The 14,938-nt window shown below is 40.2% G+C and carries 21 protein-coding genes; 19 read left to right on the top strand and 2 right to left on the bottom strand.

The window, feature by feature from the left end; genetic code table 11:
• Positions 1-3 precede the first annotated feature (3 nt).
• The 12 genes from G631_RS0114265 to G631_RS20400 all read left to right on the top strand — a co-directional run bounded on the left by G631_RS0114265 (position 4) and on the right by G631_RS20400 (position 7,390).
• Complete coding sequence (locus tag G631_RS0114265; RefSeq protein WP_026490025.1) at positions 4-189, top strand: type Z 30S ribosomal protein S14; 186 nt, start codon at positions 4-6, stop codon at positions 187-189.
• A 250-nt stretch (positions 190-439) separates the two neighbouring features.
• Entirely contained in the window at positions 440-841 is a 402-nt protein-coding gene (rpsH, locus tag G631_RS0114260) for a 30S ribosomal protein S8 (protein WP_026490024.1), read from the top strand.
• Positions 842-856: 15 nt separating this feature from the next.
• On the top strand, positions 857-1,396 hold the full coding sequence (rplF, locus tag G631_RS0114255) for a 50S ribosomal protein L6 (protein ID WP_026490023.1): 540 nt from the start codon (positions 857-859) through the stop codon (positions 1,394-1,396).
• Between the two features lie 19 nt (positions 1,397-1,415).
• A complete protein-coding gene (gene rplR / locus G631_RS0114250) occupies positions 1,416-1,784 on the top strand; it encodes a 50S ribosomal protein L18 (RefSeq protein ID WP_026490022.1) in 369 nt (122 codons plus the stop codon).
• A gap of 18 nt (positions 1,785-1,802) precedes the next feature.
• On the top strand, positions 1,803-2,312 hold the full coding sequence (rpsE, locus tag G631_RS0114245; protein ID WP_013280013.1) for a 30S ribosomal protein S5: 510 nt from the start codon (positions 1,803-1,805) through the stop codon (positions 2,310-2,312).
• Positions 2,313-2,328: 16 nt separating this feature from the next.
• Positions 2,329-2,514, top strand: a complete 186-nt coding sequence (gene rpmD / locus G631_RS0114240; protein ID WP_013280014.1) for a 50S ribosomal protein L30 — start codon at positions 2,329-2,331, stop codon at positions 2,512-2,514.
• A gap of 124 nt (positions 2,515-2,638) precedes the next feature.
• Positions 2,639-3,079 (top strand): 50S ribosomal protein L15, encoded by a 441-nt coding sequence (gene rplO, locus G631_RS0114235; protein WP_026490021.1) that lies wholly within the window; start codon positions 2,639-2,641, stop codon positions 3,077-3,079.
• Between the two features lie 2 nt (positions 3,080-3,081).
• Positions 3,082-4,401: a preprotein translocase subunit SecY gene (gene secY / locus G631_RS0114230; RefSeq protein WP_026490020.1), complete on the top strand. Its 1,320-nt coding sequence runs from the start codon at positions 3,082-3,084 to the stop codon at positions 4,399-4,401.
• 114 nt (positions 4,402-4,515) lie between these two features.
• Complete coding sequence (locus G631_RS0114225) at positions 4,516-5,160, top strand: adenylate kinase (RefSeq protein ID WP_026490019.1); 645 nt, start codon at positions 4,516-4,518, stop codon at positions 5,158-5,160.
• An 18-nt stretch (positions 5,161-5,178) separates the two neighbouring features.
• The gene (gene map, locus G631_RS0114220) at positions 5,179-5,937 is read left to right on the top strand and encodes a type I methionyl aminopeptidase (protein ID WP_026490018.1); all 759 of its coding nucleotides are present in this window, start codon (positions 5,179-5,181) and stop codon (positions 5,935-5,937) included.
• A 15-nt stretch (positions 5,938-5,952) separates the two neighbouring features.
• Positions 5,953-6,171 (top strand): translation initiation factor IF-1, encoded by a 219-nt coding sequence (gene infA / locus G631_RS0114215; RefSeq protein WP_013280019.1) that lies wholly within the window; start codon positions 5,953-5,955, stop codon positions 6,169-6,171.
• Between the two features lie 133 nt (positions 6,172-6,304).
• Entirely contained in the window at positions 6,305-7,390 is a 1,086-nt protein-coding gene (locus G631_RS20400) for a GGDEF domain-containing protein (protein WP_026490017.1), read from the top strand.
• Here G631_RS20400 and G631_RS0114205 read toward each other — a convergent pair.
• Positions 7,374-8,372: an aldo/keto reductase gene (locus G631_RS0114205; protein ID WP_026490016.1), complete on the bottom strand. Its 999-nt coding sequence runs from the start codon at positions 8,370-8,372 to the stop codon at positions 7,374-7,376. The genes G631_RS20400 and G631_RS0114205 overlap by 17 nt on opposite strands.
• A gap of 221 nt (positions 8,373-8,593) precedes the next feature.
• Here G631_RS0114205 and G631_RS0114200 point away from each other — a divergent pair, with 221 nt between their 5' ends.
• From G631_RS0114200 to G631_RS0114170, 7 genes are all read left to right on the top strand, one after another.
• Complete coding sequence (locus tag G631_RS0114200; protein ID WP_026490015.1) at positions 8,594-9,916, top strand: transglutaminase domain-containing protein; 1,323 nt, start codon at positions 8,594-8,596, stop codon at positions 9,914-9,916.
• Between the two features lie 126 nt (positions 9,917-10,042).
• On the top strand, positions 10,043-10,156 hold the full coding sequence (rpmJ, locus tag G631_RS0114195; protein ID WP_013280022.1) for a 50S ribosomal protein L36: 114 nt from the start codon (positions 10,043-10,045) through the stop codon (positions 10,154-10,156).
• 194 nt (positions 10,157-10,350) lie between these two features.
• Positions 10,351-10,719: a 30S ribosomal protein S13 gene (rpsM, locus tag G631_RS0114190; RefSeq protein ID WP_026490014.1), complete on the top strand. Its 369-nt coding sequence runs from the start codon at positions 10,351-10,353 to the stop codon at positions 10,717-10,719.
• 100 nt (positions 10,720-10,819) lie between these two features.
• A complete protein-coding gene (gene rpsK, locus G631_RS0114185; protein WP_026490013.1) occupies positions 10,820-11,227 on the top strand; it encodes a 30S ribosomal protein S11 in 408 nt (135 codons plus the stop codon).
• A 148-nt stretch (positions 11,228-11,375) separates the two neighbouring features.
• Positions 11,376-11,969 carry a 30S ribosomal protein S4 gene (gene rpsD / locus G631_RS0114180; protein ID WP_026490012.1) on the top strand — a complete coding sequence of 198 codons (594 nt, stop codon included), beginning with the start codon at positions 11,376-11,378 and terminating at the stop codon, positions 11,967-11,969.
• Positions 11,970-12,025: 56 nt separating this feature from the next.
• Entirely contained in the window at positions 12,026-12,985 is a 960-nt protein-coding gene (locus G631_RS0114175) for a DNA-directed RNA polymerase subunit alpha (protein WP_026490011.1), read from the top strand.
• A gap of 197 nt (positions 12,986-13,182) precedes the next feature.
• A complete protein-coding gene (locus G631_RS0114170) occupies positions 13,183-13,719 on the top strand; it encodes a bL17 family ribosomal protein (RefSeq protein ID WP_026490010.1) in 537 nt (178 codons plus the stop codon).
• 254 nt (positions 13,720-13,973) lie between these two features.
• Here G631_RS0114170 and G631_RS0114165 read toward each other — a convergent pair whose 3' ends face one another.
• Positions 13,974-14,855 carry a M15 family metallopeptidase gene (locus tag G631_RS0114165; RefSeq protein WP_026490009.1) on the bottom strand — a complete coding sequence of 294 codons (882 nt, stop codon included), beginning with the start codon at positions 14,853-14,855 and terminating at the stop codon, positions 13,974-13,976.
• Positions 14,856-14,938 lie beyond the last annotated feature (83 nt).

Raw genomic sequence — 14,938 nt, 5'->3', positions numbered from 1 at the left:
CACATGGCTAAATTATCCATGAAGTTAAAACAGCAGATGAAACCAAAGTTCTCTACACGTGCTTATAACCGTTGTAAGATCTGCGGTCGTCCTCATGCTTACATCAGAAAGTACGGAATCTGCAGAATTTGCTTCCGTGAGCTTGCATACAAGGGCGAGATTCCTGGTGTACGTAAGGCATCTTGGTAAAGACTAATTGCTTAGTGAGATTTCATCGAGCTTAGCATATTAGTTTGTTCTGACAAAGGCTATTGCCTGAGAGCAGAACTTCATTAGCTGATAATTGTGGTCTGGGATGGAGACCACTAAATTTAAAGAAATTAGATTATTATTACTCAGTGTATTGAGAAACACAAAAGCGCGAGTTGCGGCTTCGTGTCTCTGCTCAATTCGGGGAGTAGTAAGGCGAAGCAAAAATAATTAAGGAGGCAATTTTAAAATGGCAATGAACGATCCTATTGCAGATATGCTTACAAGAATTCGTAATGCAAATACTGCAAAGCATGACACTGTTGATGTTCCTTCTTCAAAGATGAAGCTTGCAATTGCAAACATTCTTCTTGACGAGGGATATATTAAGAAGTTAGACGTTGTTGAAGATGGAGCATTCAAGAATCTTCATATTACTCTTAAGTATGGTGCTGACAGAAACGATAAGGTTATCACAGGTCTTAAGAGAATCTCAAAACCTGGTCTTCGTGTATACGCAGGCAAGGATGAGCTTCCTAGAGTATTAGGTGGTCTTGGTATCGCTATCATTTCTACAAACCAGGGCGTTGTAACTGATAAAAAAGCTAGAGAACTTCAGGTTGGTGGCGAAGTTCTTGCATTCATTTGGTAAATTGGAGGTACGGGCATGTCACGAATTGGAAAAATGCCAATCGCAGTTCCTGCTGGAGTAACAGTAGAAGTTGCAGAAAATAATAAGGTGACTGTTAAGGGACCTAAGGGAACCCTTACAAGAGTTTTCCCTGCTGAGATTTCTTTCTCACAGGAAGACGGTCAGATCGAGGTTAAGAGACCAGACGATCAGAAGAAGACAAGAGCTTTACACGGCCTTTCAAGAAGCCTTCTTAACAACATGGTTATTGGTGTAACAGAGGGATTCGAGAAGAAGCTTGAGGTAAACGGTGTAGGTTACAGAGCTGCTAAAAACGGCAAGACACTCTCTCTTACACTTGGTTATTCTCACCCAGTAGAACTTGTTGATCCTGAAGGAGTTGAGACAGTTGTAGAGGGTCAGGTAATCACAGTAAAGGGAATCGACAAAGAGGCGGTTGGCCAGCACGCTGCTATCATCAGAGAGAAGAGAGCTCCAGAGCCATATAAGGGCAAGGGAATCAAGTATGCTGATGAAGTTATCAGACGTAAAGTTGGTAAGACTGGTAAGAAATAATAGATAAGGAGAGTGCAAAATGGTTAGTAAAGAATCCAGACAGGAAATTCGTGTTAAAAAGCACATGAAGATCCGTAATCGTTTCAGCGGTACAGCTGAAAGACCACGTTTAGCTGTTTTTAGAAGCAATAATCACGTTTACGCACAGGTTATTGATGATGTTGCCGGCAAGACACTTGTATCTGCTTCAACTCTTGAAAAAGATATCAAGGCTGAGCTTAAGAATACAGACGACATTGAGGCTGCAACAAAGATCGGTGATGTTGTTGCAAAGAGAGCCCTCGAGAAGGGTATCAAAGCCGTTGTATTTGACAGAGGCGGTTATATCTACCACGGTAAGGTAGAAGCATTGGCCGAGGCTGCTAGAAAAGCTGGCTTGGAATTCTAAGAAGGGAGAAAACACAAAATGAAGCGTAATATCGTAGATGCAAGTCAGCTCGAATTGACAGATAAAGTTGTAACCATCAAGCGTGTTACTAAGGTTGTTAAGGGTGGACGTAACATGAAGTTCACAGCTCTTGTAGTAGTTGGTGACAACAATGGACACGTTGGTGTTGGTCTTGGAAAGTCAACAGAAATTCCAGACGCTATCCGTAAGGGTAAGGAAGATGCTACAAAGAACCTCATTACTGTTCCTCTTGATGAGAACAACAGTATTACACATGATTTCGTAGGTAAGTTCGGCTCTGCTGAAGTTTTACTTAAGAAGTCTCCAGAAGGTACTGGTATCATCGCTGGTGGTCCTGCTCGTTCTGTATGTGAGCTTGCAGGTATCAGAAATATCAGAACAAAGTCACTTGGTTCAAACAACAAGCAGAATGTTGTTTATGCTACAATCAATGGCCTTGCTCAGTTAAAGACACCTGAAGAAGTTGCAGCAAAGCGCGGTAAATCTGTAGCAGAAGTAACCGCTTAATAGAAGGAGAAAATCAATGGCAGATAAGAAGCTTAAGATCACATTGGTTAAGTCAACTATCGGAGCTATTCCAAAGCAGGTAGCAACAGTTAAATCAATGGGATTCAAGAAACTTAACAGTTCTGTTGAACTTCCTGATAACTCTGCAACAAGAGGTCAGATTCAGCAGATCAGACACCTCGTTAAGGTAGAAGAGATTTAATAAAATCTCAAAAAAGATGCAAAAATTGTGACCGGAGCTGTTCCATGTATACGCGAGTGGTGTATAATATAGAAGTGCGCTGCGCTGAGCGGTACGAGCTCCGGGTTTTATAAGGAGGAATATCATGGAATTATCCAACTTAAGACCTGCTGAAGGTTCAAGACAGAGCGATAATTTTAGAAGAGGCCGTGGTCATGGTTCAGGAAACGGCAAGACAGCTGGTAAGGGACACAAGGGTCAGAAGGCTCGTTCAGGAGCTCCAAGACTTGGTTTCGAAGGCGGTCAGATGCCACTTTTCAGAAGACTTCCTAAGAGAGGCTTCAAGAACATCAACCACAAGAATATCGTAGGCATTAATCTTAGCGCACTTGAAGTATTTGACAACGGAGCAGTTGTAGATATTCAGGCACTCAAGGACCAGGGTATCATCAAGAAGGAACTTGACGGCGTGAAGATTCTTGGCAACGGAGAATTTACTAAGAAGCTTACGGTTAAAGCTAATGCATTCAGCGCATCAGCAAAAGAAAAGATCGAAGCTCTTGGTGGAACAACAGAGGTGATCTAATAATGTTAAAGTCCCTAATGAATGCATTGAAAGTCAAAGAATTAAGAAGGAAGATCCTTTTCACTATTTGTATGCTTGGTGTGATCAGATTAGGATCAGCAATTCCGGTACCTGGTATGAATGTATCAGTATTCCAGAATTGGTTCAAGAGTCTTACTGATAGCGATTCTTTTGGCTTTATGGATCGATTTACTGGTGGATCATTTGAGAACATGTCAATTTTGGCACTCAATATTACACCATACATCACATCTTCCATTATCATTCAGCTTCTCACTATTGCTATTCCAAAGTTTGAAGAGTGGCAGAGAGATGGCGAGGATGGAAGAAAGAAGCTTACAGCTCTTACAAGATACGTAACAGTTGCTTTAGCTCTTATCGAATCCATTGCAATGGCAATTGGTTTCTACAGGAACACAGGCTTCCTTACACAGCAGTCTATTTTCCTTGTAGTACAGATTGTAGCAGCCCTTACAGCTGGTAGTGCATTCCTGATGTGGATTGGTGAAAGAATCACAGAAAATGGGGTTGGAAACGGTATTTCAATAGTTCTGACTATCAACATTCTTTCCAGAATGCCGTCAGATATCAAGGCTCTTTACGATCAGTTCGTAAATGGTAAGCCTATTGCTAGGGGAGTTGTATCAGCTATAATCATTCTTGCAGTTATAGTTGCAATGGTAGTATTGGTTGTTCTTCTTAATGGCGCTGAGCGCAGGATTCCTGTACAGTATGCCAAGAAGATTCAGGGTAGGAAAACTTACGGTGGAAATCGTTCAGAGATTCCTCTCAAGGTCAATACTGCAGGCGTTATGCCAATTATCTTTGCAATGTCTTTATTCCAGTTCCCTATCATTATCAGCCAGCTTGTTGGCTATAACGGAACAGGTTTCTGGGGCAAGTTCATTGCATATCTTAACCAGAGTAACTGGTGTAATCCAACACACTGGAACTACTCAATTGGTTTAGTAGTATACATATTATTGCTTATCTTCTTTGCGTATTTCTATACGTCAATTACCTTCAATCCACTTGAGATTGCAGATAACATGAAGAAGCAGGGTGGCTTTATTCCTGGTATCAGACCAGGTAAGCCTACAAGTGATTACCTTACAAACATTTTGAACTACATCATTTTCATCGGAGCATGTGGTCTTACAATTATAGGTGTATTACCTATCTTCTTTAATGGTGTATTCGGTGCGAGTGTTTCATTCGGCGGAACTAGCCTTATCATTGTGGTAAGCGTTATTCTTGAGACAATCAAGCAGATTGAATCTCAGATGCTGGTACGTAATTACAAAGGCTTCTTGGAAGACTAAGATTAATTGGAGAGAGGTCACAGGACTCGCTTTTAGCGAGTCTTGCAACCTCTTCTTTGTTCTTATATAATCAAATTTGTGTTACAAATAAATTTGTGAGAGGCAGAAATAAGTATGAAAATTATTATGTTGGGTGCGCCTGGAGCAGGCAAGGGTACACAGGCTCAGATGATTGCTGAGAAATACAGCATTCCTCATATCTCTACTGGAGATATATTCAGAGCTAATATCAAGAACGGAACAGAGCTTGGCAAGAAAGCCAAGGAGTATATGGACAAGGGACTTCTTGTACCAGATGAACTTACTGTACAGTTACTTCTCGACAGAGTAGCTAATGATGATTGCAAGAATGGTTATGTTCTTGATGGATTCCCACGTACTATTCCACAGGCAGATGTTCTGGATGCAGAGCTGACCAAACTTGGAGACAAGGTTGATTTTGCTGTGAATGTCGATGTTCCAGATGAGAATATCGTTCGCAGAATGTCAGGCAGAAGAGCTTGCCTTAAGTGCGGCGCAACTTATCATATTGAACACATTCCACCTAAGGTAGATGGTATATGTGATAAATGTGGAAGCGAATTGGTCCTTAGAGATGATGATAAGCCTGAGACAGTTCAGAACAGACTCTCTGTTTACCATGAGCAGACACAGCCTCTTATCGAGTACTATGATAAGAAGCAGATTTTAAAGACAGTTGACGGTACAAAGGATATGCAGGAAGTATTTAGCGATATCGTTAATATTCTTAATGCATAAGATTTTGGTGTTTTATTTATGGCTATAACAATAAAAACAGATGAAGAACTTGATCTTATGAGAAAGTCCGGACAGCTTTTGGCAAAGGTTCATGAAGAACTTCATGCCGCTATACGTCCCGGTATCTCAACACTTGAGCTTGATGAGATTGGTGAAAAGACAATCCTGGCTCTGGGTGGAATTCCTAATTGCAAGAATTATGAAGGATTTCCTGCTTCTGTATGTATATCTGTGAATGACGAAGTTGTTCATGGAATTCCAAGTGCCGATAGGATCCTGCAGGAAGGCGACATTGTCACCTTTGATACAGGACTTATATACAAGGGCTATCACTCGGACGCTGCCAGAACCTGGGGCGTTGGAAAGATAAGTGATGAAGCCCAGAAACTAATTGATGTTACCAAGCAGAGCTTTTTTGAAGGTATCAAGAAGGCAAGAGCAGGTAACAGACTGCATGATATATCCAGAGCGATTGACAATTATGTTACTCCTTATGGATATGGAATTGTCAGGGAGCTTACGGGCCATGGAATAGGAACATCTTTACATGAGGATCCTATAGTTCCTAATTTCAAAAAGTTTTTCAGAGGTCCCAAGCTTAGAAAAGGTATGACAATCTGCGTAGAGCCGATGATCACTATGGGACAGCGCTATGTAGGCTGGCTTGACGACGATTGGACAGTAGTTACTGTAGATGGTTCCCTTGCAGCGCATTATGAGAATACCATAGCCATCACAGATGGTGAACCAGAGATATTAACATTGGAAAGGTCTTGAACAAGGAGGATAATAATGTCAAAGGCTGATGTAATTGAAATTGAAGGAAAAGTTATTGAAAAGCTTCCTAACACAATGTTCCAGGTTGAACTTGAGAATGGACACGTAGTTTTAGCTCATATTAGTGGTAAGCTTCGCCAGAACTTTATTAGAATATTACCTGGTGATAAGGTTACACTGGAGCTTTCACCATATGATCTGACAAAGGGTAGAATCATCTGGAGAGATAAGTAATCCTTTTTATGGCTATTTCCCGCAAGGCGTTCGTTCGCTTTGCGGGTTTTTTAATTAAACATTCATTTGTCTACGTCGAATTAACGATATATAATTAACTAAGGAACACACATTTGACTTCAGTGGAGATCCTATGATTAATAAACTGATAGATGTCTACATAGATAGTGCGTACTATATTGATAATAATCAGAGAAAGGTTGCCAGAGAAAATTTTCTAGTTGCTGGAGATATGGCAGGCTTTCTGGTTTTTTTGAGTCTTATTTTTACTCTTATTTCTTTTATTGTTCCCATTGATTATAAAAAATATCTATTTTACCTGATTCCAATTATACTAAGTGTCCTCGTTACTATAAGTCACCATTTTTTTGAAAAACTAGTCGGTGGCAATATGTTAAGAACAAGGATTTACTGCTATTTAGTATATACAGTTCTTATTCTTACATTTTCTTATGCTGATGCCTATGTGCACAGGGAAGTTCGTTCTATAATTTTTCCTGCTGCTATTCTTGTAATCTCAGCTTTGTATAGAGATTATCTTCATTTAATAGCCTTATACAAGTTTGTTTTAATAATCCTGTTTGCTGTTTTAGAATACAGCATAAAGACTCCTCGACTAGTAATAATTGATGCAGCTAATGCAATTCTTTTTCTGATTGTATCTGTTTTTTGTTATGTTACTGTAATGAGAGCAAGTCTTATTTCCAAAGAAGAAAATGAAATCCTGATGGAAAAGAGCCAGACAGATCTTTTGACAGGACTATTTAATAAGCTTAGCTTCGAAGATAAAAGTAAAGAGCTACTAAATGATAGACATATAGGCGCTAAAGCGACTTTGTTTATATTTGACCTCGATAATTTCAAGGAAGTCAACGACAGATATGGACATCAGGTTGGTGACGAAGTTCTTAAAAAGTTTGCAGAAATAATTAAAAGCTATTTTCACCCTACAGATGTGTTCGGAAGAATTGGTGGAGATGAATTCATGGTGCTTGTAATGGGCGAGATGGGAAAAGAGTTTGTTGAGACTAGATGCCGAAGTGTCCTGCATGAATTTAAAACCTTTAGAACAGAAGAGGCCTCTGGTTTCTCCTGTAGTATAGGAATAGTAGAAGATACCAAAGGCCTTAATTTTGAAGATATGTATAACCTTGCTGATAAAGCTCTATATCAAGCCAAGGCTGATGGAAAAGGATGCTTTTTTACTGAAAGGAACTAGCAATCTTATCTATTTCTGACAGCTCATCACTAGTAAAACTTGTGTTTTCAATAGCTTTAATATTATCAAGAATTTGAGACGGCTTGGAAGCTCCGATAATGACGGAGGTTACATAGTCGTCTTTTAAAATCCAGGCAAGAGCCATTTCGGCAAGTGTTTGTCCGCGGCCCTTAGCAATCTCATTAAGAGCATGGATGCATTTGATTTTGTCTTCACTAAGACTATTTTCGTTAAGAAAACGTCCATCAGTACGAATTCTGCTGTCTTCTGGAATGCCGTTCAAATATCTATCTGTTAAAAGACCCTGAGCAAGAGGAGAAAAGCAAATTATGCCTTTCCCAAGCTCTTTAGATTTTTCTTTTAGACCATTCTTTTCGATTGTCCTATCGAAAATATTATATCTGTTTTGATTGATGATGAATGGAACATGTAGATCAGTGAGTATGTCGCTAGCTTTCTGAAGAGTTGGTCCATCATAATTAGAAATTCCGACATAGAGAGCCTTGCCACTTCTTACTATCTGGGCAAGAGCCTCCATTGTTTCCTCGAGCGGAGTTTCAGGGTCCATTCTGTGATGATAAAAAATATCTACATAATCAAGCCCCATTCTCTGAAGGGACTGGTCAAGGCTTGATATAAGATACTTGCGGCTTCCCCAGTCGCCGTAAGGACCAGGCCACATATAATAGCCGGCTTTTGTGGAAATGATCATTTCATCTCTGTATTTGTGCATGCTCTCTCTTAATATCTTACCAAAATTGATCTCTGCTGCACCTTCAGAAGGTCCATAGTTGTTGGCCAGATCAAAATGAGTTATACCATTGTCAAAAGCAGTAAAGCACATTTTTTCCATATTATCAAAGTCGCTGTTATCACCAAAGTTGTGCCATAAGCCTAATGAAACAGCAGAGAGCTTGAGCCCGCTTTTTCCGCATCTGTTATATTTCATTGTTCCATATCTATTTTCGTTTGCAGTGTACATCTTCTCTTTCTCCATTCTAATAAATTGGTTAATAGATACACATAAACTACAGACTTAGCGTAGTTTATATTATCAGGTAAAGTCAACACTTTCAGGCTAAAATGATTGAAAATAGGCAGAATATGATTAAATGTGGATTCAATAAAAAGTATTAAGTTATAAAGATAAAATGCCGATATAGATATAGGATTCATGTGCGCATAGACAAGGAAGGAATCGCTATGAAGAAATTATTAGGTAAATTATTGGCATTTATATTGGCCGTGATTGTAGCAGTCTGCGGCTTTATTGTGCTGTGTGGAATCAATCCGGATGTAAAAAACGGCGCCAAGGCCGCATCATCTGGGATAAACAGCATTATTCAGGAGAAGGCAACACTTGAAAGCTCGCAGGGGGCGCAAGGCGCTTCTGGCCAGCAAACTGGAGATAATGCTCAGGATACTGCAGGAAATACTCAGGATTCAGCTGCTTCGCAGGTTATCGCAGAATTAACTGACGCTGCGGCTACAGTTACCTCTTTTACAGTGTCACAGGATCAGGAAAAAGAGTTTGCGCAGTACGAGAGTGAATGGAGCAGCTCAGGAATAGAAAAAGATATAGTTGATCAGGCTGAAGAACCTTTGGTTAATCAGGACCTTTACGAGGATTCTACTGATGAAACTGCCTATTACAGTATCACAGACAATTTATCTGATTACAGTATGCCTACGGCAAATGTCATTGAAATCGAGACTCCTGAGCAGGTGCAAAGCGTAATCAGCGATATTAGCATGGGAAATACGGCAAAAGATATGTCTTTTGCCAAGGAATATTACCCTTATTACAACATGCTGACAGATAAATGCAAACAGCTTTATAAACAGATATATGGAAATTCCATGGAGCAGAGAGATGTTTTTTTGCCTGTGGTCAAGGCGACTCCTGATCAGTGGAAAAATGCTCTTATGAGTGTAGTTCTGGATCATCCCGAACTCTTTTGGCTAAATACAGCCATGTACACTGAATATGATTATAAGGGATATGTGGTAAAGGTTCAGATATATTTCTATGAAGATCTGGGAAACATTGATGAAGCAAAGGCGCAGTTTGATATTATGACTGCAGCTATTTTGGCCGGCACTGATGAACTTAAAACAGCTTATGATAAGGAAGTCTACGTCCATAATCTATTGGCAGATAAGCTGACATACAGCCCAAATAGCCTGGATCAGAGTGCGTATAGTGCGATTGTAGGAAACGAGACGGTTTGCGCCGGCTATTCTAAGGCTTTTCAGTATCTGATGCAGCAATTGGAAATACCCACCTACCTGACTGTTGGATGGGGTGGAGGTCTTGCTTCTGGAGACATGCATGCCTGGGATATCATTAAACTTGGTGATTCTTATTATAACGTGGATGTTACCTGGGATGACCAGGAACCAATAAATTATAATTATTTCAATCAGTCTGATAAGGACTTTCACAGGCACACTCGAATGTTTAATTCCCAGTATCTGCCTGCTTGTGCAGGAGGAAAATACTCAAAAGCACCAAAAACTGAATAACAGTAAAAAAATAGTTGCTATTTGATTTAGCATATGTTATTATGTTAAATGGTCTTTTTAGAAGAGGGGATATTATGCCCTTCTTTAGGCATTATGCTGTTTTTACCATGCAGGAAAGGAGTTACAATGAAAGTTAGGTCTTCTGTTAAGCCTATGTGCGAAAAGTGCAAGGTTATTAAGAGAAAGGGCGTTATCAGAGTAATCTGTGACAACCCTAAGCACAAACAGAGACAGGGATAATTCGAGCCGTTTTCGGATTACTTTTTGATACCAATGTGTATTGGAAGGATCGGATTATACTTTGTCCGGTTGGGCCGATAGAGTATCTGGCCCCAATCAAACAAGTAACAGCTCTGACGGAATTGGTTGGAGCAAGAGGAGTAAAGCTTCTCAAGTAATTATTTATTTTTTTATTTGTAAATGGAGGAATTAAAATGGCTCGTATTGCAGGTGTAGATTTACCTAGAGATAAGCGAGTAGAGATCGGTTTGACATACATCTACGGAATCGGTAGAACAAGCTCAAACAAGATTCTTGAAGCTGCAAAAGTAAATCCGGACACACGTGTTCGTGATCTTACTGATGAAGAAGTTAAGAAAATCGCCGAGATTATCGGTAACGACTACGATGTAGAGGGTGACCTTAGAAGAGAAGTTGCCATGAACATCAAGAGACTCACAGAGATCGGATGCTTCAGAGGAATGCGTCATAGAAGAGGACTTCCTTGCCGTGGTCAGAGAACAAAGACAAATGCAAGAACAAGAAAAGGACCAAAGAGAACAATCGCTAACAAGAAGAAATAATTCTTTTTAAAGCCTTTGATCTATATATTTGAGATTGTGCATGGCAGTTTCAAAAGTAACAATTTATAGTATTTATAGGAAGAAAGTAGGTTAGTTTAAAATGGCAAATCAGAAATCATCAGCTGCAAAGAAGGCAGCTGCAAAGAAGCGTGTCAAGAAAAACGTTGAACACGGACAGGCACATATCCAGTCATCTTTCAATAACACAATCGTTACATTGACAGATGCTGCAGGTAACGCTCTTAGCTGGGCAAGTGCTGGCGGTCTCGGATTTAAGGGTTCAAGGAAATCTACTCCTTATGCTGCACAGGTAGCTGCAGAGACAGCAACTAAGGCTGCTCTTATTCACGGCCTTAAGACTGTTGATGTATTCGTTAAGGGACCAGGTTCAGGAAGAGAAGCTGCAATCAGAGCTCTTGCTGCAAGCGGTCTTACAGTTACATCTATCACAGACGTAACACCTGTACCACATAACGGATGCCGCCCACCTAAGCGTCGTAGGGTTTAATCATTAGCCCAATCAATGTAGTTACATGTGCATATTATATATGTGAAATTACGTTGGACGAAGGTGCAAATGCTGTATTTTACAGCAATCATTGTAAACAACATCAAGACAGAGCATATTTGTTTTGAGTAAAAGAAAGGAGCCTAAAATGGCAGTAAACAGAGTTCCCGTATTAAAGAGATGCAGATCTCTTGATTTAGATCCAACTTTCCTTGGATATGATAAGAAGTCCAAGAGAACATCAGCTAGAGCTGGTAAGAAGATGAGCGAGTATGGACTTCAGCTCCGCGAGAAGCAGAAGGCTAAGTTCATCTATGGCGTACTTGAGAAGCCTTTCAGAAACTACTATGACAGAGCAGACAGAATGAAGGGTCAGACAGGTTCAAACCTTATGACAATTCTTGAGTCAAGACTTGACAACGTAGTATTCAGAATGGGATTCGCTAGAACAAGAAGAGAGGCTAGACAGGTTGTTCTTCACAAGTTCGTTCTTGTAAACGGCAAGCAGATCAACGTACCTTCATACCTCGTTAAGGCTGGCGACACAATCGAGATCAAGGAAGCTGCTAAGAATATCCAGAGATTTAAGGATATCACAGAGATCACAGCTGGCAGACTCGTTCCTGAGTGGATTGATGTTAACAAGGACAATCTTCAGGGTACAGTTAAGGAACTTCCTTCAAGAGAAGTAATTGATGTACCAGTTGACGAAATGCTTATCGTCGAGTTGTATTCTAAGTAATAAATAACTTATAATATAAATATCTTGTTAACTAACCACATAAGGAGGGTATATCAGTGTTTGATTTTGAAAGACCAAATATTGAAGTTGCTGAAATCTCAGATGATAAGAAGTATGGTAAATTCGTAGTTGAGCCTCTTGAGAGAGGTTACGGTATTACACTGGGCAATTCCCTTCGCAGGATTATGCTCTCTTCTTTACCTGGTGCAGCAGTAAGTCAGGTCAAAATCGAAGGCGTACTGCATGAGTTCAGTTCTATTCCTGGTGTTAAGGAAGACGTAACTGAAATCATCATGAATATCAAGAATCTTTCAATCAAGAATTCTTCTGACACAAATGAGCCAAAGACTGCTTACATTGAGTTCAATGGTGAAGGCGTTGTTAGAGCATCTGATATTCAGGTTGATCAGGATATAGAGATCATGAATCCAGATCAGGTTATCGCTACACTTTCCGGCAAGGATGCTAAGCTCTACATGGAGCTCACCATCACTAAGGGAAGAGGTTATGTAAGCTCTGATAAGAATAAAGGCGGCGACCTTCCAATCGGAGTTATCGCTATCGATTCTATCTACACACCAGTAGAGAGAGTAAACGTAACTGTAGAGAATACTCGTGTAGGTCAGGTTACTGACTTCGATAAATTAACACTTGATGTTCACACTGATGGAACACTTGCTCCTGACGAGGCTGTTAGCCTTGCAGCAAAGGTTCTTAGTGAGCATTTAAGCCTCTTCATCGATCTTTCCGAGAATGCCAAGACTGCTGAAGTTATGGTAGAGAAGGAAGATGACGAGAAGGGCAAGGTTCTCGAGATGTCAATTGATGAACTTGAACTTTCAGTTCGTTCATTCAACTGCCTTAAGAGAGCTGGTATCAATACCGTTCAGGAGCTTGCAAACAAGACTTCTGACGATATGATGAAAGTTCGTAATCTTGGACGTAAGTCACTTGAGGAGGTTCTTGCTAAGCTTGATGAGCTTGGACTTTCCCTGAGACAGGATGGCGAGCAGTAAGATCATTCAGATTGAGGCAAATCTATGGGTGGGAATACCTACCCATAGAATTTGATTTTCGCAGAGGATAAATCCGATGTGTACCAATGCGATTCTCATGGCGTATATTAACAGCATTAGAGAAGTAAGACCAAAGCGCATTCTTTGATGTACCACAGCAGGAGGAATCCTGCAGATGAGAAAGGAAGTATATTAAAATGGCAATGTACAGAAAGCTTGGAAAAGCAACAAAACCTAGAAGAGCACTTCTTCGTAACCAGGTAACAGCACTTCTTTACAATGGAAAGATCGTTACTACAGAGGCAAGAGCTAAGGAAATCAAGAAGATCGTAGAGCCTATGATCACTCTTGCAGCTAAGGAGAAGGACAACTTCGAGACACTTACAGTTGATTGCAAGGTTCCTGAGAAGGATAAAGACGGTAAGAGAGTTAAGGAAGTTGTAGACGGCAAGAAGGTTACAAAGTACACAACTGTTAAGAAAGAGATCAAGAAGGATATGCCTTCAAGAATGCACGCTAGACGTCAGCTTCTTAAGACTCTTTATCCAGTAGTTGAAGTTCCTACTGAGAAGGCTGGAAGAAAGAAGAACACTAAGGAAGTTGATCTTGTAGCTAAGCTTTTCGATGAGTACGGTCCTAAGTATGCAGATCGTAAGGGTGGTTACACTCGTATGATCAAGATCGGCCAGAGAAAAGGCGACGCAGCTATGATGGTTGTTCTTGAGCTTGTGTGAGCAACGAGCCACGTCAGATAAAATAAGAAGAGGTAGTTTTTTAATGTTTACATTAAAAAAACTACCTCTTTTTATTTTAGTTGTTGCGGCGACTGCCGCAACAACGAGGAACAAGCGAAGCGGTTCCGAGTCTGACGTGGCTCGTTGAGAGCCAAACGGAGGAACAAGCGAAGCGGTTCCGAGTCTGACGTGGCTCGTTGAGAGCCATAACGGAGGAACAAGCGAAGCGGTTCCGAGTCTGACGTGGCTCGATTTTAATACTCAAAATGCTGATAATCCTTGACTGAATTCCAGTTGCCGCCCCATTTAAAGCCATGTTCTGTAAAGAGCTTGTAGGCGAGGTCGTTTTCGTCAATCTTGTATGGGAATGATGCATCCCTGTCAGCATAGGCTTCACTTCCTACGGGAGAAATATTCTGAGAACCATCTTTGTTATAGGTAATATAAGGGTTGTAGAAAGGGTTTAAATCAATTGCAAGGCCATAGGCGTGCTTGGATAATTTGTTTGACCCCTCAACTACTCTGTAATTAAAGCAGGAGGTATTATTGGCCAGCATAGAAGCTGTATCATCCCCTTTATACTCATCAATAAGCTTAATGCTTTCTATCTGGTACCCGTTATTGTATAATTCATAGAATATCTCCAAAAGATCCTGGGCTATCTGTTCGTTACAGATAAGTTCTCCGGTCTGAACATTTCCGTCAAAATCATTATAAAGAACCTTGCAATATCTTAATTCATCCAGACTGATATTTGAATTTTCCACATAGGAAACACCGGAAATTTTCTCAACGATATCCTGCGGTAATTCTGAATAGGTAAAACCTTCAGCATAAGTTTGCCCGGATATATCAGTTGCCGCTTCTGTAGCTGATTCAGTTGATGCCTTTGTGGCTGCAATCGTAGCTGCATCTGTTGTGGATGCGGTACTTGCTTCAGATAATGAAGCATTGGAATCAAGAATATTATCATCTATTGTAGAGACAGCAGAAGATGAATTAAGTGCAGAGGAAGCCTCTTTTTCTTTTTCATATTCTGCAAGAGTTTGTCCGTGGGCCAAAAATCTTGCTATAAGCGATAAAGCTACTATAGCCATGCATAAAAGTCCGAAGTCATGTAAGTATTTTTTATTCATTAAAACCCCCAAAAAACAAAAGAATTCTCATAGTAAATATATATAGAACGAGACTATATATGAGATTTTATCACAATGCTGAA

Origin of the sequence: Butyrivibrio sp. XBB1001 (assembly GCF_000424505.1) — a bacterium.
Classification (GTDB): Bacteria; Bacillota; Clostridia; order Lachnospirales; family Lachnospiraceae; genus Butyrivibrio.
Note: the sequence above shows the minus strand (reverse complement) of the source record. Positions and strands in the feature narration are given on the sequence as shown.

Excerpts from the sequence above, each read along its gene's own strand:
- rpmJ (WP_013280022.1), top strand. The coding sequence starts at position 10,043 with ATGAAAGTTAGGTCTTCTGTTAAGCCTATGTGCGAAAAGTGCAAGGTT.
- infA (WP_013280019.1), top strand. The coding sequence starts at position 5,953 with ATGTCAAAGGCTGATGTAATTGAAATTGAAGGAAAAGTTATTGAAAAG.
- G631_RS0114265 (WP_026490025.1), top strand. The coding sequence starts at position 4 with ATGGCTAAATTATCCATGAAGTTAAAACAGCAGATGAAACCAAAGTTC.
- rplO (WP_026490021.1), top strand. The coding sequence starts at position 2,639 with ATGGAATTATCCAACTTAAGACCTGCTGAAGGTTCAAGACAGAGCGAT.
- rpsE (WP_013280013.1), top strand. The coding sequence starts at position 1,803 with ATGAAGCGTAATATCGTAGATGCAAGTCAGCTCGAATTGACAGATAAA.
- rpsK (WP_026490013.1), top strand. The coding sequence starts at position 10,820 with ATGGCAAATCAGAAATCATCAGCTGCAAAGAAGGCAGCTGCAAAGAAG.
- G631_RS0114205 (WP_026490016.1), bottom strand. The coding sequence starts at position 8,372 with ATGTACACTGCAAACGAAAATAGATATGGAACAATGAAATATAACAGA.
- rpmD (WP_013280014.1), top strand. The coding sequence starts at position 2,329 with ATGGCAGATAAGAAGCTTAAGATCACATTGGTTAAGTCAACTATCGGA.
- G631_RS0114225 (WP_026490019.1), top strand. The coding sequence starts at position 4,516 with ATGAAAATTATTATGTTGGGTGCGCCTGGAGCAGGCAAGGGTACACAG.
- rpsM (WP_026490014.1), top strand. The coding sequence starts at position 10,351 with ATGGCTCGTATTGCAGGTGTAGATTTACCTAGAGATAAGCGAGTAGAG.
- secY (WP_026490020.1), top strand. The coding sequence starts at position 3,082 with ATGTTAAAGTCCCTAATGAATGCATTGAAAGTCAAAGAATTAAGAAGG.
- G631_RS0114165 (WP_026490009.1), bottom strand. The coding sequence starts at position 14,855 with ATGAATAAAAAATACTTACATGACTTCGGACTTTTATGCATGGCTATA.
- G631_RS0114200 (WP_026490015.1), top strand. The coding sequence starts at position 8,594 with ATGAAGAAATTATTAGGTAAATTATTGGCATTTATATTGGCCGTGATT.
- map (WP_026490018.1), top strand. The coding sequence starts at position 5,179 with ATGGCTATAACAATAAAAACAGATGAAGAACTTGATCTTATGAGAAAG.
- rpsD (WP_026490012.1), top strand. The coding sequence starts at position 11,376 with ATGGCAGTAAACAGAGTTCCCGTATTAAAGAGATGCAGATCTCTTGAT.
- G631_RS0114170 (WP_026490010.1), top strand. The coding sequence starts at position 13,183 with ATGGCAATGTACAGAAAGCTTGGAAAAGCAACAAAACCTAGAAGAGCA.
- rpsH (WP_026490024.1), top strand. The coding sequence starts at position 440 with ATGGCAATGAACGATCCTATTGCAGATATGCTTACAAGAATTCGTAAT.
- G631_RS20400 (WP_026490017.1), top strand. The coding sequence starts at position 6,305 with ATGATTAATAAACTGATAGATGTCTACATAGATAGTGCGTACTATATT.
- rplF (WP_026490023.1), top strand. The coding sequence starts at position 857 with ATGTCACGAATTGGAAAAATGCCAATCGCAGTTCCTGCTGGAGTAACA.
- rplR (WP_026490022.1), top strand. The coding sequence starts at position 1,416 with ATGGTTAGTAAAGAATCCAGACAGGAAATTCGTGTTAAAAAGCACATG.